Raw genomic sequence first — 21686 nt, forward strand, 5'->3', positions numbered from 1 at the left:
CCCTTCTATGAGTAACACTCCAATTACTGGCCGCAAAATTCGATTCGCCTTGTTAGGATGTGGTCGCATTTCCAAAAATCATGTTGATTCCATTCGCCAGCATGCCGAATATGCGGAGTTGGTGGATGTTTGCGACACGGATCCAGCCGCCTTGCAAAGGGCAGTGGAGGCTACTGGCGCAGCCGGACATTCCAGCCTGTCAACCTTGCTTCAAAACACTACCGCTGACTGCGTGATCCTGACAACACCTAGTGGAACCCATCCACAGCAAGCAATCGAAATCGCACGTTCTGGCCGCCATGTGCTCAGCGAGAAGCCCATGGCTACCAAATGGGACGATGGTTTGCGCATGGTGCGTGCGTGTGAAGAGGCCGGGGTTCGCCTCTTCGTCGTGAAGCAAAATCGCAAGAATGCCACCTTGCAGCTGCTCAAGCGGGCCGTGAGCCAAAAGCGCTTTGGTCAGATCTACATGGTGACACTGAATGTTTTCTGGCAGCGTCCGCAGGTGGGCTACTATGACCAGGCCAAGTGGCGTGGTACTTGGGATCTAGACGGCGGCGCCTTCATGAACCAAGCCAGCCACTATGTGGATTTGCTTGAGTGGCTGATCGGTCCCATCGATTCGCTGCACGCCTACACCGCCACACTTTCGCGTGATATTGAGGCTGAGGATAGCGGCGTGCTCAGCGTGCGCTGGCGCAACGGTGCGCTGGGCTCGCTCAACTGCACCATGCTCACCTATCCCAAGAACCTTGAGGGCTCGATCACCATTTTGGGCGAGAAGGGTACCGTGCGTGTAGGCGGTGTAGCCGTCAATGAAATCCAGGAATGGCAGTTTGCAGATAGCCGCCCTGAGGATGCACAGATCAAGACGGCGAGTTACGAAACGACCAGCGTCTACGGCTTTGGGCACCCGTTGTACTACGACAATGTCATCAAGACGCTGCGCGGTGAGGCTGAACCCGATGTCGATGGTCGCGAAGGCCTGAAGTCGCTGGAAGTGCTGATCGCCGCCTATCGCTCTGCACGTGATGGCGTGCGGGTTGGCTTGCCTTTAGAGCTGTGATGGTGCGGAATTACACCGTCCATCCTACTGCCATCGTTGACGACGGCGCTCAGATCGGTGAGGGTAGCCGTGTCTGGCATTGGGTGCATATCAGCGCAGGCGCACGCATTGGGCGAGGATGCTCTTTCGGGCAGAACGTCTTTGTTGGCAATGATGTAGTCATTGGCGACAACGTCAAAGTCCAGAATAACGTGAGTGTTTACGACGCCGTAACCTTGGAAGACGACGTATTTTGCGGCCCCAGCATGGTGTTTACTAACGTGTACAACCCTCGCAGTGCTGTGACCCGCAAAGACGAATATCGCCGCACTCTAGTTCGTCGCGGCGCTACGCTGGGTGCCAACTCCACCATTGTCTGCGGCGCCACTGTGGGTCAATATGCTTTTGTTGGTGCTGGCGCAGTCGTCAATCAAGATGTGCCGGACTTTGCGCTCATGGTAGGTGTGCCAGCGCGCCAGATCGGCTGGATGAGCCAGCATGGCGAACGCTTGGAACTGCCTTTAAATGGAGCTGCTGAGGCGATATGCGAACAGACGGGTAAGCGGTATGTGCTGCGCGATGGTAAATGCAGTTTGCTCGCTTGACGACAGGAAAAACCCATGGAATTCATCGATCTCAAGAGCCAGTACCAAAAGCTCAAGCCGGAGATAGACGCCGCGATCCAGCGCGTGCTCGACCATGGGCAGTACATTCTTGGCCCTGAAGTGGCTGAGCTTGAGAAAAAGTTGGCAACCTATACCGGTGCCAAGTATTGCATCACCGTGGCCAATGGCACAGACGCTTTGCAAATTGCTTTGATGGCGTTAGGCGTGGGGCCTGGTCACGAGGTCATCACCCCGGGTTTCACCTATATTGCCACTGCAGAGACTGTTGCGTTGTTGCGCGCTAAGCCTGTTTACATCGACATTGACGCGCGGACTTACAATTTAGACCCTACTCTGCTGGAGGCCGCGATTACCCCGCGAACAAAGGCAATCATCCCAGTGAGTCTATACGGCCAATGTGCTGACTTTGACGCGATTAACGCAATCGCCGCGCGCCACGGAATCCCAGTTATTGAGGACGCTGCGCAAAGCTTTGGCGCTACGTACAAGGGGAAGAAGAGCTGCAACCTCAGCACTATAGCTTGCGCCAGTTTCTTTCCTACTAAACCCCTAGGATGTTACGGGGATGGTGGTGCAATATTCACCAGTGATGATGAAATGGCCAAGGTCATGCGCCAGATTGCGCGCCATGGACAAGAACGACGTTACCACCATGTTCGTGTTGGCGTGAATAGTCGTCTTGATACTTTACAGGCAGCAATTTTGTTGCCTAAGCTTGGCATATTGGACAAAGAGCTGGAGCGGCGTCATCAGCTCGCATTGCGATACGCCGAAAGCCTCAATGCGCTTGGAGTGGGTTCAACGCCTTATGTGGAGTCGTTCAATGTGAGTGCGTGGGCACAATACACAATCCAAGTCGACGATCGCGAATCGCTTCAAAAGCGTTTGTCTGATTCGGGCGTACCGACTACGGTCCATTATCCCTTGCCTTTGAATAAGCAGCCAGCTGTTGCTGATGCGAATGTGTCTTTGCCAGTGGGAGACCAGGTCGCATCTCGTGTGCTCAGTTTACCCATGAGTCCAGAGTTAAGCGAAGATCACCAAAATGAGGTGGTCGCCGCGGTGGCCGCATCCATCCAAAAATAAACGCATGGTCGACACATTATTCCTCCGCGATTTAGGCGCTCGGCTGGTGCGGCTATGAAAAGTAAATTCCGCGGTGACACTGCGATCTACGGACTAGCACAGGTGGCAGAGCGACTAGTAAGCTTTTTCCTGCTGCCACTTTTGACTAAAGCAACTTCCTCTGCTGACTACGGTATTTGGTCGCAATTGATTGTTGTAGCAGGACTGACAACGCCGATAGTTCTTTTGGGTTTGCAAACTGCTTTGGTTCGCACTCTGCCGCGATGGCGGAATGTCATGCAAATCTATAACTCGCTAGTACTGATTGCATTTATTTCAGCGATGGGTGCAATGCTACTGCTTGCCAGTGTGTTCATTCTTTTTCGGACGGAATTGGGCCTATTTTTCTTTGGTGATTCCAGTTATTCGAAATTTGTCGTACTGTTAGCAGGACTAATCTTCACTGAAGCGCTATTTGAATTCCTCGTCTCTGTATTGCGGGCAGAAGGTCTGATTCGTCGCATTGGCTATTACCTTTTGCTCAAAGGTGTAGCAAGGCTTGGAATATTTCTATTCGTATTGGTGTATTTGCAGGGTCCTTTCCCGGAAGCTGTCCTATCGTTCGTTTTTTGCCAACTTTGTTTTGTCTTGCTCGTCGCATCGATCGAGTTGCCAGTGCAAAAAATCATAAGTGCTGGGATCGGGCCAGGTCTTCCTTACTTCGGGGAAACATTGAGGTTTGCGCTTCCCTTGGTAGCTCTGTCCATCCTTACAGGACTCAATAATTCCATAGATCGGTTTTTTCTAACTCATTTGTTAGGGGTGCATGAAGTTGCGGTTTATGCGGCTGCTTATTCCTTGGCAGCCATAGCGGGCTTCTTTTACAGCATTCTGGGATTTTCACTTTTTCCTGCGATGTCGATTTGCTGGGCGGAAGGGCGCAAGGATGATGCTGCGCAACTGCTTGGTAAAACGGTAAAGGTCTATCTCTTTTTTATGCTGCCGTTCGTTGTCATGTTAAGTATTTGTGGACCGGATATTTTGAAGTTAATGGCGACGCCACAATACCAACTACCTGCTGTAGCATATTTATTTCTTGCAGGTTCAGTGGGGTTTTTTGGTATTTACCAAGTGGGCGCCTATGCCGTGATTCTAGAGGGGCGCACCCGAAACACTATCGCACTTATGGGTTCAACTGCAATTATTAATATTGGGCTCAATGCAGTACTAATTCCACTCTGGGGGCTAATTGGCGCCGCGTTGGCGATATGTGTGGCCAACGGAATTCTCGCCTATCGAACCTTTTCGACGATGATGGCAATCCTACCATCGGCAAGCTATTTTCAAGGATTGCTGACGCTGGTGATTAGATCTGGAATTATTGGTCTAATGCTTTTCTTGGGGGGGGCTTTGGTCGACTATTCCACTTTAATTGAGCTAGTCTCCATGTTAAGTTTGGTTGCTGTCCTTTACTTAATCATGGACTTTGCCTCTAAAGACTCCATTTTGCGGCTTGTAATTAGTCGTAAGTCAATGTGATGATCAATGATGCAGTGCGTAGCGACTAGGCGATAGAGGATCAATTGGCATTTATAGTTATGCATTTTGTTTTAAATAGAACAATTTTTGGGGTTAAATTATGGAAATAAAAATAAAGCTTTGTATTATTGCTGGTGCAGATTCAATTCATAGCTATAAATGGATTAAGTATTTTGCCGAGGCTGGTTACAAAATCACTTGGATTTCGTTGACGCCGACCACCTTTGACCCGATTCCCGGGGTGAGTTTCTTTCATATTGATGGTGGTGCTGGCATTTGGGGAATGCTAAAGGCCGTCCTTCAGACGCGGCGCATTGTAGCGAACAGTCAACCGGACTTGGTTCACGTTCACTATGTTGGCGCAAACGCAATATTGGGCCTGTACTCAGGAGTCAAAACTATTGTCGCCACCCCCTGGGGTTCGGATGTGATTCTCAACAAACACGTGTTCTTCAAGCGTTTCTTCGCTGCCCGTATTTTGCGCCGCGCAGATTTGATTAGCTGCGATGCGTGGCATATGCGTAATGAGGTGATGCAGTTCGGTGTTTCTGCGGAGCGTATCAACATAATTAACTTTGGCATTGATAGCCAACGTTTCTCCCCCCGCATGGCTAGTTCCGAAATTCGCAAACAATATGACTTGGGAGCTGCGCCTGCCGTTATTTCGCTGCGTAACTTTGAACCGGTTTATGACATTCCAACGTTGCTGCATGCAGTTCCATTGGTGCTCAAAAAGCATCCGCTGACGCGTTTCATGTTGGTGGGGCGAGGTAGTCTTGACGCCGAGTTAAAGGCGCTTGCGCAGTCCCTGGGTATTGCAGATGCAGTCCGCTTTGTGGGTTTTGTGCCGAACGTCCAGCTCCCTGATACTTTGTGTAGCCTTGACGTCTATGTCTCCTCATCTTTGTCTGATGCTGGAATTGCAGCAAGCACCGCCGAAGCCATGGCCTGCGAGTTGCCTGTCGTTGTAACCGACTCAGGTGAAAATAATCGATGGATTGAAGATGGCAAGAATGGCTATCTAGTCCCGGTAAAGCAACCAGAGGCAATGGCTGAAAAAATTTGTCTCTTACTTTCGAATTCTGCGTTGCGTAGCCAACTGGGTGCTGCTGGCCGCCATACGATTCAAGAGCGAAACGATTTCAATGCTGAAATGGCCAAGATGGATCTGCTCTACCAAGGTGTCGTGGGCAAGCCCTGATCAAGGACCTAGTTTATGCGTTGGATTAAACGCCGGTTGCGCGGTTTGCAGGAGTACGCAGAGCGCCGATTCTTGGGTGGTGCCTTGCAGGCAGTGCTGTGGCGCTATCGTCATGTATATAAGCGAGGATGGGCTGAGGGCTACCTGAACACCGTGGATCATCCGCACCGGCCTCAGCTAGTTGATGCCGTTGCGGCATTTGATCTTGTTGAAAGCGTAATGGAGATTGGATGTGCTTCGGGCGCAAACTTGGTTTGCTTACGCGCACGATTTCCCAGTGCTAGTCTTGTAGGACTAGATATCAACGCTAAAGCAATTAAGGTTGCAAGACAACATTTTCTAGACAATGGAGATCAACATGTTCGATTGATTGTTGGTGAAGCTGATAACTTGAAAGCTATCTCAGATAACTCCATTGATATTGTTGTGACTGATGCGGTTTTAATGTTTGTTACGCCGGATCGAATACGGGCTGTTTTGGCTGAGATAACTCGAGTCGCGTGCAAGGGCTTGGTATTTAACGAATTCCATTCAGACGGAGAGATAAATGGGTGTTTTTATGGTGGTCGATGGATTTATGATCTTGTAAGTCTTATTGAACTTGAAGTACCCAGCGCGGTAATTTCTAAAAAGAAAAGTGCTTTCGTGGGGGGCGCTTGGGATGCCTACGGAACGTTGGTTGTAGTGAGATTCTAAGGCCGACAATAACTGTATTTTAGTTGTACTGCGTAGTAGCAGTCTTCGCATGCAGAGATATTTTTTTACTTAGCGAATTTCCATTTTTGGCTAAATCCAGCATTTAGGAAGATTGAATAAATATGAAACCCGACTGGCGCCTAACTCGCTTCAAGATGTACACGGAAATAATGGAAAAATTGCCCATGCCCTTGAGTGGAAAGATATTGGCAATATCAGATGTGAGTGGCTTTAGTCCAATGATTGACTATTCTCGAAGTGATATTTTGGAATCTAGTTATCCTGATGTTGACTTCCATAGCTTGCCGTATGCAGATAATTCCTTCGACGTAATTGTAAGCGATCAGGTGCTCGAGCATCTTACTAATCCGGCAATGGCATTGGCTGAGGCCCATAGAGTACTCAAACCAGGTGGTATCGCGATACACACGACTTGCTTCATGAATTACTACCATCCTGCACCAATAGATTATTGGAGATTTTCTGCCGACGCGCTTAAGCACTTGCATAAAGACTACTCATCAATCATTTGCTGCAATGGTTGGGGGAATCGTGTAGCCATACTACTTTGTATGTTAGGAGATCGATTTCGGGCATTGCAAGTACCAAAACGGCGCCTTAGTTTACTTAACCGTATTGCAACGTTCAATGATCCACGATATCCAATCAGCACGTGGATCGTAGCAAGAAAATGAACTTCACTGAGGCTTATGTAGCAAAACCCGAGGTGGCAGTAATAATTTGTTGCTTTAGTGAATCAAGTGAGCAAATATCAAGAGCAATACTGTCTGTGATTGGCCAGCGAGATGTGACGTATTCACTTTATGTTGCAGACGACTCGGGAACGGAGCAGTATCGCGACTTGGTGACAAAAGATTTTCCAAGTGTCCACTATTTGCCGGTGAGTTTTCGCAATAATGCAAAAGCACTGAATTTCGCCATTTCAAATTCCAACTCAGAATTCGTCGCAATACTGGATGGGGATGATGTATGGATAGACAGTCTTAAGCTCAGGAGTCAAGTTGATTTTCTTGCTGCTAATCTAGGAACTAACGCCGTAGGAACTTGGTGTGAAGTTAAATTGCCCAATGACACTGTAGTGGAGTTTTGCCCGGTTCTGACTAGTGGTGAAATTCAAGCTAACTTGCTGCGAACTAATCCAATTTGTCATTCGTCGTTACTTGTTCGTAGGGCGGCTTTAAACCAATTAGCGAGTCAACGACAAAACAACGAGGTACCGGGCCCCTATGATTCAAATTTGAGTCGAGGCAAAGATATCGATTTGCTATTGCGTTTGACATCCATTGGTGGTTTGAATGTCTTGCCGCGAATGGGTGTGCGGTATTCGGTTAATCAAACGGGTAAGCGTTTTTCAGATGCGACTTGCGGTATGAGGATGACTTTGCTGCATCGATCAAGATTTGAGATGTGGTATATGTCATTCCTATTCCACTTTAGGAGAGCGCTTGTGTTCTACTTTTTTGAAAAATTGTTTCAAAGAAAATGATCTCAAATGCTAATGCTGCTGTATTTGGCTTGAATATATCAGTGTTTTCTGAATTCATTTCGCAGATGTTATTTGGTGCATTAAGGGGTCTTTGTGTCGTTGTCTTAACCCGTGGTGTTATTTTCTTTATGGCAGACTTTTCGATTCCTGTTGGTGGCCTTGTCAAATTATTCATGTAGCCATACATATGACCATACTTAATATTTCCAAGTTCTTGCCCGCGTTCGCTGCGGATATATTGCTCAATCTCGCATACTTGTTGCGACTCAAACCGGGTGTGATCAACGTTGGCGACGTTCCTTATTTGGACGAGGAGGCTCTTCCTTACTTCTTGAGTGCGCTTGGTAAGGCCAATGTACTTCTTGAATTCGGATGTGGTGGCAGCACAGTGGCGGCAGCCAAAATGGGAAAGAAGTTCATTTCTGTTGAGTCTGACCCAAAGTTTTTGCAGGCGGTAAAGAGCAAAGCCGGACCAGTTGTCGCGGGTGCCGTATATATATATGCGGACATAGGTAAAACTGGTGCATGGGGTATTCCTATATTTAAGCGCATTACATCTGCGCGTCTCGCTAGGTGGCGAACATACTATGAGGCTCCTTGGGATATATTAAACGCGTGTAAAGACGACTCTGTTTTGGTGCTGGTTGATGGCCGTTTTCGGGTTGCATGTGCATTGTCTGCCTTCAAGCGCCTCCAAGATAATCCTGGAGCTCTAATCTTGGTAGACGACTATATCGGCCGACCGGAATATAATGTGCTTGAAAAGTATGGTGATTTAGTAGAAGTGGTCGGAAGAATGGCAGTTTTTAGGCCTAAACCCATAGATGTGCAAGCTATTGAGCTAGAGCTTGTCAAGGCTGGAGGCTTGTGGCTTTAATTGATGCCGGAAGAATACTTTTTTGTCGGGTGGGATGCCAGAGGAACTTAATTATGGTTTGCTGACATGAGCTTGGTGCTCACGCCTTAATTCTGATCCAATGGGGTGCCTAAATTACAGGCTTAGTAAACGGTTATTGTCTTTACGGATCTCTTGGGTTGATGTGTAGAAATGCAATGCTGATCAGCATAGAACGTGTGAAGTCCGAGATTTTTTAGGTCCATTATGAAATGGCCGGGTTGGCGTGCGGTCTTTTTTGCTTTAAAGAAACTTTCTACGGGATCTCGTGCCACTTAGTTGGTTATTTCGAGATGGATGAAATGTCATTCTGTACATTTTTTCGATACTTTGAGGCGCATCACGGAGGCGTCGCTATGAGGAATTCGGTTGTATGCGTCTGTGTGGCGAGTTGGTGAACTAAGGCTAAAATTGTTTACGTTGTTCCAACGCTTGTTATTTGCAAAGCCTGTGTTGACTATCTTGTGATGGTCTAAACCTTTTTCATTATTTTTGAATTGATTTATGGAGAGCTCGAAGATGAAGACCATCCCTTTTTTTCCTTATTCGGACCTGTTTACACGGGATGAAGAGGCTCTATCAAAAGTGATGCTGGATGTGTGTCGGCGTGGAGCCTATATCCTGCAAAAGGAATGCAGAGAGTTCGATGCTCACCTTGCTGAGTACATGGGAGTTAAACATGCATTCGGTGTCGCTAACGGTACGGATGCCATCATTATTGGACTGAAGGCTGTTGGGATCGGTCCTGGTGATGAGGTGATTCTGCCATCCCATACCTATATTGCGACTGCCGCTTCGGTCCACTTGGTAGGGGCGATCCCAGTGCTAGCTGAATGCGGTGAAGACCACATGTTGGATGCTGCGGATGTAGAGCAACGGATCACATCCCGAACCAAGGCAATCATGCCCGTGCAGATTAACGGGCGTACCTGCAATATGGATGCTTTGCAAGCAGTCGCCGATAAGCATGGTCTCATGATCATCGAGGACGCCGCACAAGGATTGGGTTCGAAATTTAAGGGGCGTAGCGCCGGTACATTCGGGAAGTTTGGCACGATCAGTTTCTATCCTGCGAAATTGCTTGGCTGTTTCGGCGATGGTGGTGCGATCGTGACCAATGATGATGAAGTGGCGGCACAGATTGCTCTTCTTAAAGATCACGGGCGAAACGAAGAAGGTCGCGTGGTGGCTTGGGGTTACAACTCCCGCTTAGATAACATGCAGGCAGCGGTCTTGGACTACAAGCTGAAGCACTTTGATGTAGATATCGCTCGACGTCGTGCGGTGGCCGCTCGCTACCAGGAGGGTTTGGAGGGAGTGCCCGAGCTGAATTTGCCACCTGGCCCAAAATCCAACTCCGATCATTTCGACGTCTATCAGAACTACGAAATTGAGGCCGATCGGCGAGATGAACTACGCTCTTACCTCGAGGGCAAAGGAATCAAAACCATCATTCAATGGGCGGGTACGCCGGTGCACCAGTTCAATGAGTTGGGTTTTACAGTTGAGCTTCCGAAGACTGATGCTTTCTTCAAGCGCTGCATGATGTTGCCAATGAACGTTGTTATATCTGATGATGAAGTCGATTACATCGTAGATTCCATTCGCAGCTTTTACCTAGAAAAACCATGACAAATTGCTCGCTAGGGCGTCTTTCGGATTCGGCCCAGTTGCATGAGCCGCTAGATGTCTCCGGTCAAGATTGCGCTGTATTGGTACAGCAATTAGAAATGATGCTACGCATTCGACTGGCCGAAAGATGTTTGGCAAGTGGCCGGCGTGATGGCTTTATCGGAGGGCCTGTACACCTAGGTATCGGGCAAGAGGCTGTAGCGACAGGAGTGGCATCTGTGCTGCGCAAGTCTGACCGGATCTTTGGTGGACACAGATCGCATTCACATGTACTGTCAATGGGCGGTAGTGTTTATCGGTTGTTTGCCGAAGTGCTTGCACGAAAGACGGGGATGTCGCGAGGCATGGGGGGATCCATGCATCTCTGGGATCAGCCAAACGGATTCTATGGGGCTGTTCCAATCGTTGCCGGTACAGTGCCTTTGGCTGTCGGTGCCGGATTGGCAGCCAAATTTCAAGGAACCCAAGATATAGGCCTTGCCTATTTGGGGGACGGCGCAATGGAAGAGGGGGTGGTCCATGAGTCACTCAACTTGGCACGGATGTTGAAGGCCCCGGTTTTGTTCGTCGTGGAAAACAATCTTTTCGCCAGCCATATGCATATCTCGCTGCGCCAGCCGTCAGAGACTATGGCTCGCTTTGCGATTGCCAACGATATCGACTATGCCGTCGTGGATGGAAACGACGTGGTCAAGACTCGACTGGCTGCCGCCGCCTTGGTGCAGCGAATCAGATCTGGACAAGGCCCCGGGTTCCTTGAGGCTGTAACTTTCCGCTGGTTTGGGCATGTGGACTGGCGAGAAGACATTGATGTGGGTGTTCATCGGTCCGCTGATGAAGTGAATGCATGGCGAAAACGTGATCCGATTGCGCGTTTGTACGAAGGGCTTTGCAATGCAGGGTGCTTTGACGAGGGGCAGATGAAGGTGCTTGAACAGAGGATCAGTCAAGAAGTGCAAGATGCTTGGGAACGAGCGCTGAACGATGAGCCGCCCTCTGCCAACGCTATCTCAGAATATGTTTATGGGAAGCGTGCAGCATGACTACCGTTCGAAAAAACTATGGCTCCGCCATGTTGGAAGCCTTCGAATACTTGTTGGCAGAGTACCCCGAAGTGTTTGTCATTGGCCAAGGTCTTTGGAGCCCTTGGTATGTCGGCAATACGATGACAGATCTCGACAAGAAATTCGGCGCGCACCGGATTATTGATACACCGGTTTCGGAAGCCGCATCAACGGGCGCAGCGGTGGGTGCTGCACTTGCTGGGATGAAGCCCATCGTAGTTCATCCGCGAATGGACTTTATGCTTTATGCGATGGACGCTATTGTCAACCAAGCCGCTAAGTGGTCGAGCATGGTGGGCGGCCAAGCAGTGCCGGGCGTGACCATTCGCGGAATTATCAATCGTGGAGGCGAGCAAGGAGCCCAACATTCTCAGGCCTTACATGCTTGGTTCGCGCATGTGCCTGGTTTAAGGGTAGTAATGCCGGCCACGGTTGCCGATGCGAGAGATTTGTTGATTGCTAGTGTCGTGAGTGGAGACCCCGTTCTTTATATTGATGACCGCTGGTTGTATAGTTTGGAGGACGATCTTCCGCCGGTCCGAGAGCTGGTGCTTTCGGAAGTGGAGCCACAAACGTTGAGGGCTGGAAATGACGTGACATTAGTCGCAGCAAGCTATTCGACCAAATTGGCTATGGAAGCAGCCCACGCTCTCCAGGGCCAGGGATATGCGGCGGAGGTCATTGACCTGAGGGTGATCAATCCATATCAACCGCGTCGGATTGTCGAGTCGGTGAGACGTACGGGTCGATTGCTTGTTGTGGATGGCGGGTGGGGGCCATGCGGATTGGCGAGTGAGGTGATTGCCAGTGTGGTGGAGCAGATTGAACCTGGAGTGTTGAAGCGAGCTCCTGTTCGGATCACTTTGCCTTTCGCAGCAGCCCCGACATCCAAAGTTTTGGAGAAAACTTACTATCCAAATACGGATCTCATCGTACAGAAAACAAGAGAGCTGCTGAAATAATGTGCGGGATTTTCGGTGTCATTTCATCTTCGCCGGTGCTGAAGGATGATCTCGGTGTGTTGGTCAAGCATGCGCAGCAGCGTGGACGTGATTCGAGTGGTTTAGTCACCTTAGTTAAAAGTCGTTATCAGATCTATCGTGCCGACTACCCAATCTCGCGTCTGTTAAGTGAGGTTCAACTTCAGACCAGTAACCTAGTGCTGGGACATAGCAGATTGATTACAAACGGGTTGGGTGACAACCAGCCTGTTGTACGCGACGACATAGCTGTTTTGCACAACGGCATCGTAGTGAATGATGAAGCAATTTGGCCGAAAATTGGCAAAGAGCGAAAGTTACAAGTAGACACGGAAGTCATTGCAGGTATTGCATCTGCTTACTTGGATTCAGGTAAGGACCTGACGTATCTACCTGATTACATCTTGGGTCTATGTCGCGGAGTGGTTGCCTGTGCGCTTATCTTGCCCAAGTTAGGCAAGCTATGTTTGTTTTCTAACAATGGCAGCTTGTATGTCGGGCGCAAGGGAGGCTCCATGATGTTTGCCTCAGAGCGCTATCCACTGGTAGCGATCGGTTGTGAGGAAATCGAGCAAGCGCGTAAAGCGGTGTTTATTGATATCCCCGTGTCAGATGAATCGATGAAGATCTCTGACCAAAATGATCGCCAAACTGACCTGATTCCATCATTGTCCTTGTCTAGTTCCGAAGAAAAGCTGTTGGAATATCGCAAATATGAAGGGCGTCGTTGTACCAAGTGTTTGCTGACTGAGACCATGCCTTTCATAAAGTTTGATTCGCAAGGTGTTTGCAATTATTGTAAAAATTACAAACCCCGGAACAAGCCGCGTCCAAAGGAAGATTTGTTCACACTGGTGGAGTCCTATCGCCGTGCGAATACTGATGATTGCTTGGTCCCCTTTTCTGGAGGGAGGGACAGTTGCTATGGACTGCACCTCATCGTCAATGAACTGAAGATGAAGCCCATTACTTATACCTATGATTGGGGTATGGTGACGGATTTGGGGCGCCGCAATATCAGTCGCATGAGCGCCGAATTGGGCGTAGAAAACATCATAGTTGCTGACGACATTGCGCTTAAAAGAAGGAACATAGCCAAAAATTTGAATGCGTGGCTCAAGTCACCACACTTGGGCATGATGAGTGTGTTGACGGCGGGGGATAAACATTTTTTTCGGCACATAGAAACTGTAAAGAAACAGACCGGGATTGGACTGAATCTTTGGGGTGTCAATCCATTGGAAGTTACACATTTCAAGGCTGGATTTTTGGGAGTCCCCCCCGATTTTGAAGAAGAACGTGTCTACTCTCATGGCGGATTGAAGCAATTGCGCTACCAATATCTTCGTTTCAAGGCGATGTTGGAGAGTCCCAGCTACTTCAACAGTTCTCTGTGGGATACCTTGTCTGGCGAGTATTACCGTAGTTTTGCAGAGAAGACAGACTATTTTCACATCTTCGACTATTGGCGCTGGGATGAAAAGCAGATTAATGACACTCTGGATGCTTACGGATGGGAGCGTGCACCTGACACGACAACAACTTGGCGCATTGGTGATGGAACCGCAGCGTTCTACAACTATGTGTATTACACAGTCGCCGGGTTTACGGAGCACGACACATTCCGCAGTAACCAGATTCGTGAGGGTGATTTGACGCGTGAGCAAGCGCTGGAGTTGGTCATGGTGGAAAATACCCCTAGGTATCCGAATATCAAATGGTATTTGGATGCGTTAGGCATGGACTTTAAAGATGTGGTTTCTGTGGTCAATGCTATTCCGAAAATGTATTGAGATTTCCTTTGAGCCCTTGTATCTGGTACGTATCCAAATATGTTGCACCCCCAGCTAAAGTAAGTGCGGGGGGGCGTGGTTATTTGATCATGCGGGAATTCACTCGGATGGGATACGGCACCGTCATCATTACATCGGATTCGAATCAACTGGCAGAAGTGCCTGTGCTGGAAACGCCGTACTTGATGCAAAACATCGACGGTATGCAGTTATGGTGGATTCGCACGATGAAATACAGTGTGGCCAAGTCAATTCGCCGAATTGTGAGCTGGTTGGATTTTGAATGGCAGTTTTGGCGTCTTCCCAAAAACAAGTTGCCCGTCCCTGACGTCATCATCGTCTCCAGTCTGTCACTCCTCACTATCCTGAATGGGTTCTTGCTGCGCCGTCGCTACAACTGCCGTCTGATACTCGAAATTCGTGATATTTGGCCCTTGACCATCACCGAAGAGGGGGGATTTAGTCGATGGAATCCTATGGTTTTGGCTCTGGGGTTGATTGAAAAGCTGGGATATCGGTATGCAGATGCCATAGTGGGCACCATGCCCAATCTTGGTAAGCATGTGACCGCCGTACTGGGGCAGCCCAAAACCACCCATTGCATTCCCATGGGAGTTGACGAAGCAGCCCTGATGAACGGCGAGGCGCTTCCAATCGAATATCTCGAAAAGCATTTTCCCAAAGACAAGTTCATTGTGGCTCACGCGGGCACCATTGGGATTACCAACGCGCTTGAAACCTTGTTCGAATGTGCGGAGGCAATGCAGGGTGACCTTGGCGTGCATTTTCTAGTGGTCGGGCAGGGCGATTTGCGCGATTATTTCCAGCGGAAATACGCCCACCTCAGCAACCTCAGTTTTGCGCCGCGCGTGCCCAAGCAGATGGTGCAGGCCGTGCTCTCGCATTGTGATTTACTTTATTTTTCAGTGCACGATTCAGCGGTTTGGAAATATGGGCAGTCGTTAAACAAAGTGATCGACTACATGTTGTCGGGCAAACCTATAGTCGCATCCTATACTGGTTATCCCTCAATGATCAATGAGTCTGACTGCGGAACTTATGTGCCTGCGTGCAATGTAACAGCGCTGCGCAGTGAAGTGCTGCGATATGCGGGCATGGATTCATCTCAGCGAGAAACAATTGGCCAGCGAGGACGGGATTGGATTCTTTCAAATCGCCGGTACGAAGTATTGGCAAAGAACTATCTGTCTATTCTGTTCGAGCAGCCTCCATTGAGGGTAGAGAGATGAAGAGGCTTTTTGACGCGGTGGTTTCTTTCGGCTTGTTGCTACTGCTGGCACTGCCCTTGTTGCTTCTGGCTGCAGTTGTGCGTCGCAAGCTGGGTAGCCCAGTACTGTTTCATCAATTGCGACCCGGGCTGCATGGGCGTCCGTTTTTGATGGTGAAATTTCGTACCATGACAGATGCCCATGATCAATATGGCCATCTGTTGCCCGACTCAGAGCGGCTTACTCCTTTTGGTCGTTTTTTGCGCTCCAGCAGTTTGGATGAATTGCCGGAATTGTGGAACGTGTTACGTGGCGAAATGAGTCTTGTGGGTCCGCGTCCGCTTTTGATGGAGTATTTGCCACTTTACTCGCCCGCTCAGGCACGTCGTCACGATGTGCGTCCCGGCATCACGGGATGGGCGCAGGTCAATGGACGTAATGCCGTCACTTGGGACGATCGTTTTTTAATGGATGTTTGGTATGTCGAGCAAAAGTCTTTCCGGCTTGACATAGAGATACTGTGGCTGACACTGCGTAAAGTTATTATCCGCGAAGGTATCAGTGCACAAGGCGAAGCAACGATGCCGCGATTTACGGGAAACAAGTCATGAAGCAACTGGCACTCCTCGGCGCCGGTGGTCATGGCAAGGTGGTTGCGGATATAGCCCTAGTTAGCGGTTGGGATGGGGTCTCTTTTTTTGACGACGCATGGCCTGAACGCTCGCAAAATGGTCCTTGGGCAGTTGTGGGAAATGGGGCTATGTTGACTGCTCGTCTACGTGAGTTTCAGGGCGTGATTGTCTCTATAGGCGACTGCGCTATACGTTGGAGCAAGCATCTGGAGATCCGTGCGACGGGGGGGGAGCTGGTTTCAGTTGTGCACCCTTCCGCAACGATTAGTCGTTACGCCAGTTTGGGTGTCGGGTCTGTTGTAATGGCAGGCGTAGTGGTTAATGTAGATACCCACATTGGGCAGGCAGCAATTATTAACACAGGTGCTACGATAGACCACGACTGCTGGCTAGCTGACGGTGTCCATATTTGTCCCGGTGCGCATCTATCAGGCAACATTCGTGTTGGACATTACTCTACGGTCGGTGTCGGGGTTGCTGTCAAGCAAGGTATAACAATCGGAAATCAGGCAACCATTGGCGCTGGCGCGGTGGTTGTAAATCATGTGGATGACGGGGTGATAGTTGTCGGCAATCCTGCCCGAAAATTGCGTTGATCCGACCCAACTGCACTTTCAACTTAATTATGCTGAATACAGAATTTTCGCCATGGCCTAGTTTTACTGACGAGGAAATTGATGCGGTCGCAGGAGTCTTGCGTTCTAACAAAGTGAATTATTGGACGGGGACAGAGTGCCGAGAATTTGAAAAAGAATTTGCAGACTGGTGTGGGACAAAATATGCAATTGCCTTGGCCAATGGCACTTTAGCGTTGGACCTAGCACTGAATGGCTTGAAGATCGGACCGGGGGATGAGGTAGTAGTGACGCCACGCACCTTCATTGCGAGCGTCTCGTGCGTGGTGAATGCAGGTGCAACCCCAGTATTTGCAGATGTAGACCCAGAGAGTGGCAATTTGTCTGCCGACACGATCCGACAAGTGATCACGCCGCGTACCAAGGCTGTGATTTGTGTGCATTTGGCGGGATGGCCGTGTGACATGGATCCTATCATGACACTAGCTGCCGAGCGTGGCTTCAAAGTAATTGAGGATTGTGCGCAAGCTCATGGTGCCCTATACAAGGGACGAAGCGTTGGGAGTATCGGGCATATCGGAGCCTGGAGTTTTTGCCAAGACAAGATCATGACGACCGGGGGTGAGGGGGGGATGGTTACCGTCAATGACGAGGCGCTTTGGCGCTCAATGTGGGCATATAAGGACCATGGTAAGAGTTACGCGGCTGTGTATGAGCGGCAACATGCACCTGGTTTTCGCTGGTTGCATGAAAGCTTTGGTACCAATTGGCGAATGCTAGAAGTGCAAGCGGTGCTCGGGCGCATTCAATTGCAAAGAATGGACGATTGGAATGCCGCGCGTTCGAAGAATGCGAAGGCAATACTTACGGTCTGTAAAGAGAGTTCATTACTGCGAGTCCCTCAATTATCTGATGTCGGGCGCCACGCATGGTATAAATGCTACGCATATGTGCGCCCAGAACGATTTAAAGCGGGGTGGTCTCGGGATAGATTGTTGGAGTCAATAAATCGCGCAGGAGTCCCGTGTTATCAAGGCTCTTGTTCAGAGGTTTATCTCGAAAAGGCGTTTGATGCAACAGAATGGCGCCCTGAGCCTAGTTTGCCCGTGGCAAAACATTTGGGAGAAACAAGTTTGGCCTTTTTGGTGCATCCGACCTTGTCGGATATAGAAGTGTCTAAGACATGTTCTACACTACGCAACGTTCTATCAGCCGCAAGCGCGGATACTTCATTTGAAAGTGAGTGCTGATCTATGTCCAGTTTGATTGATATTCAGAGCCAAATCGAAAAGTTGCAGAAGCAGGCTACAGAGATTAAGGCCAAGGAATTCGACAGTACGGTGCAAGACATTTTGTCTAAAATGCATGCCTATGGCATTACGATTAAGGATCTGCAAAATCCGAAATCACTAAGGTCTGGTAGGGGAAGTGGTCGCGCCAAGAAAATGAATGTTGCTCAATCGGCTATCAAATTTGGCAAAAAGGCAGGAGCAGTAGTGGCGCCGAAATATCGAGGCCCAAACGGAGAGACTTGGTCCGGGCGTGGTTTGACGCCCAAATGGTTGTCTACCTTGATCGCACAAGGCCAGCCCAAGGAATCATTCGCGATCAATGCACAGTAAGTTACTCGCTTGGCCGCGTTCGGCCAAGCGACTGATCGTTATTGCACTCGATGTAGTGCTTGCGATCTTTTCCACATGGATTGCGTATTCGTTGCGGTTGGATGGATTACATAGACCCGCTGAGGCTCAGTGGTGGGTCTACGGCATTGCGCCGGTATTGGCGATCCCCATCTTCATTCGTTTCGGCTTGTATCGCGCGATCTTCCGGTACACCGGTCAGGCTGCATTGATTGCGACGGGTAAAGCAGTCGCTCTTTATGCGTTTGTCTTGTCCGCACTATTGATGTGGCATCAATGGCCCATGGTGCCGCGCAGTTTGGGTTTGCTTCAGCCGCTGGTGTTTCTGGTTCTGGTCGGCGCCAGCCGCGCGTTTGCGCGTTTCTGGCTGGCCGAAATGGATGCAAGGGCTCGCGGCTCATCAGGTCGATTGCTGATTTATGGCGCAGGCAATGCCGGTGCGCAAACCGCTGCGGCTTTGGGTGTGGCGCGTCAATATGAGTTGGTCGGTTTCGTTGACGATGACGACACTATGGCCGGGCGCAGCTTGAATGGCCTTCCGGTCCACTCCGCAAAGGTCTTATCTCATCTGGTCTCGGCAGAGGCGATCACAGATATTTTGCTCGCTATGCCGAACGCGCCGCGCGAGCGGCGGAACCAGATCATTGCAGCGCTGGACGGGATGCCGGTGCATGTGCGCACGCTTCCAAGCATGTCCGATCTCGCCAGCGGGAAAGTGACGGTTCAGGATATTCGGGAACTCGATATCGAAGATTTGTTGGGCAGGGATCCTGTTCCTCCGTCTGAAGAGCTGTTGAACCGCGAGTTGAATGGCAAAGTCGTCCTGGTAAGCGGGGCGGGCGGAAGCATCGGCTCAGAGCTCGCGCGTCAGATTTGTGTGCAAATGCCTGCCAAGTTGATCTTGCTGGATCACAATGAATTCGGCTTGTATTCCATCCATCAAGAGCTCTTAACCATGCGCTCGGAGCATCGAGCCTCCGTAGAGTTGGTACCGCTTTTGGGCAGCGTTTCGAATGAGGAGCGCTTGCGCGACGTGCTGTCCACTTACGTGCCCTCGGTGGTTTATCACGCAGCCGCCTACAAGCACGTCCCAATGGTCGAAGACAACCCCGGTGAAGGGGTGCGCAACAACATCTTTGGCACCTTGAATCTCGCGCGTGCGGCTGCTGCTGCGGGTGTGAAACGTTTTGTCCTCATCAGTACGGACAAAGCGGTTCGCCCCACCAACGTGATGGGCGCAACCAAGCGCGTGGCGGAATTGGTGCTGCAGGCCTTGGCGGCAAACAACCCGGAAACCTGCTTTTCCATGGTCCGCTTTGGCAATGTGTTGGGCTCCAGCGGTAGCGTAGTGCCCCTATTCCGCAAACAGCTGGCCGAAGGCGGCCCGCTCACCGTGACCCACGAAGAGGTCACCCGCTACTTCATGACCATTCCCGAGGCGGCTCAGTTGGTGTTGCAAGCCGGCGCCATGGGGCGGGGAGGTGATGTGTTTGTGTTGGATATGGGACAGCCGGTGAAAATCATGGACCTAGCCCGGCGCATGATTCAACTCTCAGGGCTTTCTGTCCGGGATGCATCACATCCGGATGGCGATATTGAAATTGCCGTAACGGGATTGCGTACCGGCGAAAAACTTTATGAAGAGCTGCTGATTGGCGACAACCCACAACCGACGGAACACCCCCGAATCATGAAGGCACATGAGCCTTATGTGCCCTGGGAACAACTCAAGCCAGAGCTCGATGCGCTGTATGTGGCTGCGGAACGTAACGATGTCGCTGCCATCAAGGTGTTTATGCAAAAGCACGTTCAGGGCTATCAGCCGGCCTGATACCGAGGACTGCATTGCCGGTGCACACATGCGGCACAATTTGGGCCTGAACACTTTCCCCGACTTATCCCCCATTGGGTGCCCTCCATGACAGACGCTACGACCGCCACCACCATCGCCCCGTTCGACCAAGCCCAAATTCTGGCCCGTGCCTTGCCGTACATCCGCAAGTTCCACGGCAAGACCATGGTGATCAAATACGGCGGAAATGCCATGACCGACCCCGCTTTACAAAAGGCCTTCGCGGAGGACGTGGTGTTGCTTAAGCTGGTTGGTATCAACCCTGTCGTTGTACATGGCGGCGGTCCCCAGATCGAAGGCTTATTGAAGCGTTTGGGCAAAAAAGGGGAATTCATCCAGGGCATGCGCGTCACCGATCCCGAAACCATGGAAGTGGTCGAGTGGGTCTTGGGTGGTGAAGTGCAGCAAGACATCGTCGGTCTGATCAATCAGGCCGGCGGCAAGGCTGTGGGTTTGACAGGCCGTGACGGGGCCATGATCCGAGCCCAAAAGCTCAAGATGGTGGATAGCGCGGACCCGAGCAAAGAACATGACGTCGGCCAAGTGGGCGATATCGTCAGCGTTGATCCCAGCGTAGTAAAGGCCCTGCAGGATGACGCCTTTATTCCCGTGGTCAGCCCCATCGGGTTTGGGGAAAACAACGAGAGTTACAACATCAATGCCGACGTGGTGGCAGCCAAGCTGGCCACGGTGTTGCAGGCAGAAAAGCTCATGATGCTGACCAACATCAGCGGCGTGTTGGACAAGCAAGGCGTCCTGATGACAGACCTGACCGCAAAACGCATTGACGAACTGTTTGCCGACGGCACGATCAGCGGCGGCATGCTGCCCAAGATTGCCGGCGCACTGGATGCAGCCAAGAGTGGCGTGAACTCGGTGCACATCATTGACGGCCGTGTCCCGCACGTGCTGCTTCTGGAGATTCTGACTGATCAGGCCTTTGGCACCATGATCCGGTCGCAGTAATCCATTTGCTATCTATTTTGTAGCTACTCGCGCATAACGGTAGTGCGCCGGAGAGGGTTTTGATGCGGCTCCTGTTGGTTGAAGATGATGTGATGGTGGCTAGCGGCATCAAGCTGGGCTTGACCGATGCCGGCTATGCCGTGGATTGGGTGGGTAGCGCAGAGCGTGCGCTCGAAGTCACCCAGACGGAGTCCTTTGATGTGGCGGTGGTGGACATCGGGCTGCCGCACATGGATGGCTTGGCCTTGACCCATTCCCTGCGCAAAAACGGTCAGACCATGCCGGTGCTGATCCTCACAGCGCGAGATGCTTTGCAGGACCGCGTTCAGGGTCTTGACATGGGGGCAGATGACTACATGGTCAAACCCTTCGAGCTGCCTGAGCTGCTGGCCCGCTTGCGTGCACTTTTGCGCCGCTCGCAGGCTGCAACCTCCTCGATCTTGAGCTTTGGCCCCCTGGAGCTGGATACCGCTCAGCGCGTGGCCTGTATCCGTGGTGAGGGACAGATTGCCACTCCCTTGGAGCTGGGCCCCCGCGAATGGACCGTGATGGAATACCTGCTCCTGCAAGCGCCCAAGCCTGCCAACAAGGACAAGCTTTTGCAAGCACTCACAGGCTGGGACAAAGAAATTACCCCGAATGCCGTGGAGGTGTACATCTCCCGGCTGCGCGGCAAACTGGAGCCGCATGGCGTGGCGCTTCGCTCCATTCGCGGGTTCGGTTACCGCCTGGAACTCATCGCAGCCTGA

Annotated in this window: 21 protein-coding genes; all 21 read left to right on the forward strand. The window is 50.6% G+C overall.

Annotation, left to right across the window (positions count from 1 at the left end):
• Positions 1 to 7 precede the first annotated feature (7 nt).
• The 21 genes from AEP_RS15465 (at position 8) to AEP_RS15565 (ending at position 21686) form a co-directional block, all read left to right on the forward strand.
• The gene (locus AEP_RS15465; protein ID WP_087496210.1) at positions 8 to 1066 is read left to right on the forward strand and encodes a Gfo/Idh/MocA family protein; all 1059 of its coding nucleotides are present in this window, start codon (positions 8 to 10) and stop codon (positions 1064 to 1066) included.
• Positions 1066 to 1650: an acyltransferase gene (locus AEP_RS15470; RefSeq protein WP_087496211.1), complete on the forward strand. Its 585-nt coding sequence runs from the start codon at positions 1066 to 1068 to the stop codon at positions 1648 to 1650. The genes AEP_RS15465 and AEP_RS15470 overlap by 1 nt, the downstream gene beginning before the upstream one ends.
• 15 nt (positions 1651 to 1665) lie before the next feature.
• A complete protein-coding gene (locus tag AEP_RS15475; RefSeq protein WP_087496212.1) occupies positions 1666 to 2757 on the forward strand; it encodes a DegT/DnrJ/EryC1/StrS family aminotransferase in 1092 nt (363 codons plus the stop codon).
• A gap of 54 nt (positions 2758 to 2811) precedes the next feature.
• Positions 2812 to 4275, forward strand: coding sequence for an oligosaccharide flippase family protein (locus AEP_RS15480; protein WP_087496213.1), 1464 nt, complete (start codon positions 2812 to 2814; stop codon positions 4273 to 4275).
• A 100-nt stretch (positions 4276 to 4375) separates the two neighbouring features.
• The gene (locus AEP_RS15485; RefSeq protein WP_087496214.1) at positions 4376 to 5476 is read left to right on the forward strand and encodes a glycosyltransferase family 4 protein; all 1101 of its coding nucleotides are present in this window, start codon (positions 4376 to 4378) and stop codon (positions 5474 to 5476) included.
• A gap of 15 nt (positions 5477 to 5491) precedes the next feature.
• A complete protein-coding gene (locus AEP_RS15490; RefSeq protein WP_087496215.1) occupies positions 5492 to 6172 on the forward strand; it encodes a class I SAM-dependent methyltransferase in 681 nt (226 codons plus the stop codon).
• Between the two features lie 170 nt (positions 6173 to 6342).
• A complete protein-coding gene (locus tag AEP_RS15495) occupies positions 6343 to 6867 on the forward strand; it encodes a class I SAM-dependent methyltransferase (RefSeq protein ID WP_157673190.1) in 525 nt (174 codons plus the stop codon).
• Positions 6864 to 7679, forward strand: coding sequence for a glycosyltransferase family 2 protein (locus AEP_RS15500; RefSeq protein WP_087496217.1), 816 nt, complete (start codon positions 6864 to 6866; stop codon positions 7677 to 7679). The genes AEP_RS15495 and AEP_RS15500 overlap by 4 nt, the downstream gene beginning before the upstream one ends.
• 187 nt (positions 7680 to 7866) lie before the next feature.
• On the forward strand, positions 7867 to 8556 hold the full coding sequence (locus AEP_RS15505) for a hypothetical protein (protein WP_087496218.1): 690 nt from the start codon (positions 7867 to 7869) through the stop codon (positions 8554 to 8556).
• A 537-nt stretch (positions 8557 to 9093) separates the two neighbouring features.
• Positions 9094 to 10206: a DegT/DnrJ/EryC1/StrS family aminotransferase gene (locus tag AEP_RS15510; protein ID WP_087497376.1), complete on the forward strand. Its 1113-nt coding sequence runs from the start codon at positions 9094 to 9096 to the stop codon at positions 10204 to 10206.
• 101 nt (positions 10207 to 10307) lie between these two features.
• Positions 10308 to 11249 (forward strand): thiamine pyrophosphate-dependent dehydrogenase E1 component subunit alpha, encoded by a 942-nt coding sequence (locus tag AEP_RS15515; RefSeq protein ID WP_232460022.1) that lies wholly within the window; start codon positions 10308 to 10310, stop codon positions 11247 to 11249.
• A complete protein-coding gene (locus tag AEP_RS15520) occupies positions 11246 to 12232 on the forward strand; it encodes an alpha-ketoacid dehydrogenase subunit beta (protein WP_087496220.1) in 987 nt (328 codons plus the stop codon). Before AEP_RS15515 ends, AEP_RS15520 begins: the two co-directional genes overlap by 4 nt.
• A complete protein-coding gene (locus tag AEP_RS15525) occupies positions 12232 to 14043 on the forward strand; it encodes a glucosamine 6-phosphate synthetase (RefSeq protein ID WP_087496221.1) in 1812 nt (603 codons plus the stop codon). The genes AEP_RS15520 and AEP_RS15525 overlap by 1 nt, the downstream gene beginning before the upstream one ends.
• Before the next feature lie 107 nt (positions 14044 to 14150).
• Positions 14151 to 15293, forward strand: coding sequence for a glycosyltransferase family 4 protein (locus AEP_RS15530; RefSeq protein WP_157673191.1), 1143 nt, complete (start codon positions 14151 to 14153; stop codon positions 15291 to 15293).
• Positions 15290 to 15883: a sugar transferase gene (locus AEP_RS15535; protein ID WP_087496223.1), complete on the forward strand. Its 594-nt coding sequence runs from the start codon at positions 15290 to 15292 to the stop codon at positions 15881 to 15883. The genes AEP_RS15530 and AEP_RS15535 overlap by 4 nt, the downstream gene beginning before the upstream one ends.
• Positions 15880 to 16500, forward strand: coding sequence for an acetyltransferase (locus tag AEP_RS15540; RefSeq protein WP_087496224.1), 621 nt, complete (start codon positions 15880 to 15882; stop codon positions 16498 to 16500). Before AEP_RS15535 ends, AEP_RS15540 begins: the two co-directional genes overlap by 4 nt.
• Before the next feature lie 29 nt (positions 16501 to 16529).
• Positions 16530 to 17729 (forward strand): DegT/DnrJ/EryC1/StrS family aminotransferase, encoded by a 1200-nt coding sequence (locus AEP_RS15545; protein WP_087496225.1) that lies wholly within the window; start codon positions 16530 to 16532, stop codon positions 17727 to 17729.
• 3 nt (positions 17730 to 17732) lie between these two features.
• A complete protein-coding gene (locus tag AEP_RS15550) occupies positions 17733 to 18101 on the forward strand; it encodes an H-NS histone family protein (protein WP_087496226.1) in 369 nt (122 codons plus the stop codon).
• The gene (locus AEP_RS15555) at positions 18091 to 19950 is read left to right on the forward strand and encodes a polysaccharide biosynthesis protein (RefSeq protein ID WP_087496227.1); all 1860 of its coding nucleotides are present in this window, start codon (positions 18091 to 18093) and stop codon (positions 19948 to 19950) included. The genes AEP_RS15550 and AEP_RS15555 overlap by 11 nt, the downstream gene beginning before the upstream one ends.
• Before the next feature lie 87 nt (positions 19951 to 20037).
• A complete protein-coding gene (gene argB / locus AEP_RS15560) occupies positions 20038 to 20937 on the forward strand; it encodes an acetylglutamate kinase (RefSeq protein WP_087496228.1) in 900 nt (299 codons plus the stop codon).
• A 62-nt stretch (positions 20938 to 20999) separates the two neighbouring features.
• Positions 21000 to 21686 carry a response regulator gene (locus AEP_RS15565; RefSeq protein ID WP_087496229.1) on the forward strand — a complete coding sequence of 229 codons (687 nt, stop codon included), beginning with the start codon at positions 21000 to 21002 and terminating at the stop codon, positions 21684 to 21686.

The sequence above is a fragment of the Curvibacter sp. AEP1-3 genome (assembly GCF_002163715.1).
GTDB lineage: Bacteria > Pseudomonadota > Gammaproteobacteria > Burkholderiales > Burkholderiaceae_C > Allorhodoferax.

Bases quoted from the DNA above. Each gene is read 5' to 3' on its own strand.
- AEP_RS15465 (WP_087496210.1), top strand. From the start codon at position 8: ATGAGTAACACTCCAATTACTGGCCGCAAAATTCGATTCGCCTTGTTA.
- AEP_RS15470 (WP_087496211.1), top strand. From the start codon at position 1,066: ATGGTGCGGAATTACACCGTCCATCCTACTGCCATCGTTGACGACGGC.
- AEP_RS15475 (WP_087496212.1), top strand. From the start codon at position 1,666: ATGGAATTCATCGATCTCAAGAGCCAGTACCAAAAGCTCAAGCCGGAG.
- AEP_RS15480 (WP_087496213.1), top strand. From the start codon at position 2,812: ATGAAAAGTAAATTCCGCGGTGACACTGCGATCTACGGACTAGCACAG.
- AEP_RS15485 (WP_087496214.1), top strand. From the start codon at position 4,376: ATGGAAATAAAAATAAAGCTTTGTATTATTGCTGGTGCAGATTCAATT.
- AEP_RS15490 (WP_087496215.1), top strand. From the start codon at position 5,492: ATGCGTTGGATTAAACGCCGGTTGCGCGGTTTGCAGGAGTACGCAGAG.
- AEP_RS15495 (WP_157673190.1), top strand. From the start codon at position 6,343: ATGGAAAAATTGCCCATGCCCTTGAGTGGAAAGATATTGGCAATATCA.
- AEP_RS15500 (WP_087496217.1), top strand. From the start codon at position 6,864: ATGAACTTCACTGAGGCTTATGTAGCAAAACCCGAGGTGGCAGTAATA.
- AEP_RS15505 (WP_087496218.1), top strand. From the start codon at position 7,867: ATGACCATACTTAATATTTCCAAGTTCTTGCCCGCGTTCGCTGCGGAT.
- AEP_RS15510 (WP_087497376.1), top strand. From the start codon at position 9,094: ATGAAGACCATCCCTTTTTTTCCTTATTCGGACCTGTTTACACGGGAT.
- AEP_RS15515 (WP_232460022.1), top strand. From the start codon at position 10,308: ATGCTACGCATTCGACTGGCCGAAAGATGTTTGGCAAGTGGCCGGCGT.
- AEP_RS15520 (WP_087496220.1), top strand. From the start codon at position 11,246: ATGACTACCGTTCGAAAAAACTATGGCTCCGCCATGTTGGAAGCCTTC.
- AEP_RS15525 (WP_087496221.1), top strand. From the start codon at position 12,232: ATGTGCGGGATTTTCGGTGTCATTTCATCTTCGCCGGTGCTGAAGGAT.
- AEP_RS15530 (WP_157673191.1), top strand. From the start codon at position 14,151: ATGGGATACGGCACCGTCATCATTACATCGGATTCGAATCAACTGGCA.
- AEP_RS15535 (WP_087496223.1), top strand. From the start codon at position 15,290: ATGAAGAGGCTTTTTGACGCGGTGGTTTCTTTCGGCTTGTTGCTACTG.
- AEP_RS15540 (WP_087496224.1), top strand. From the start codon at position 15,880: ATGAAGCAACTGGCACTCCTCGGCGCCGGTGGTCATGGCAAGGTGGTT.
- AEP_RS15545 (WP_087496225.1), top strand. From the start codon at position 16,530: ATGCTGAATACAGAATTTTCGCCATGGCCTAGTTTTACTGACGAGGAA.
- AEP_RS15550 (WP_087496226.1), top strand. From the start codon at position 17,733: ATGTCCAGTTTGATTGATATTCAGAGCCAAATCGAAAAGTTGCAGAAG.
- AEP_RS15555 (WP_087496227.1), top strand. From the start codon at position 18,091: ATGCACAGTAAGTTACTCGCTTGGCCGCGTTCGGCCAAGCGACTGATC.
- argB (WP_087496228.1), top strand. From the start codon at position 20,038: ATGACAGACGCTACGACCGCCACCACCATCGCCCCGTTCGACCAAGCC.
- AEP_RS15565 (WP_087496229.1), top strand. From the start codon at position 21,000: ATGCGGCTCCTGTTGGTTGAAGATGATGTGATGGTGGCTAGCGGCATC.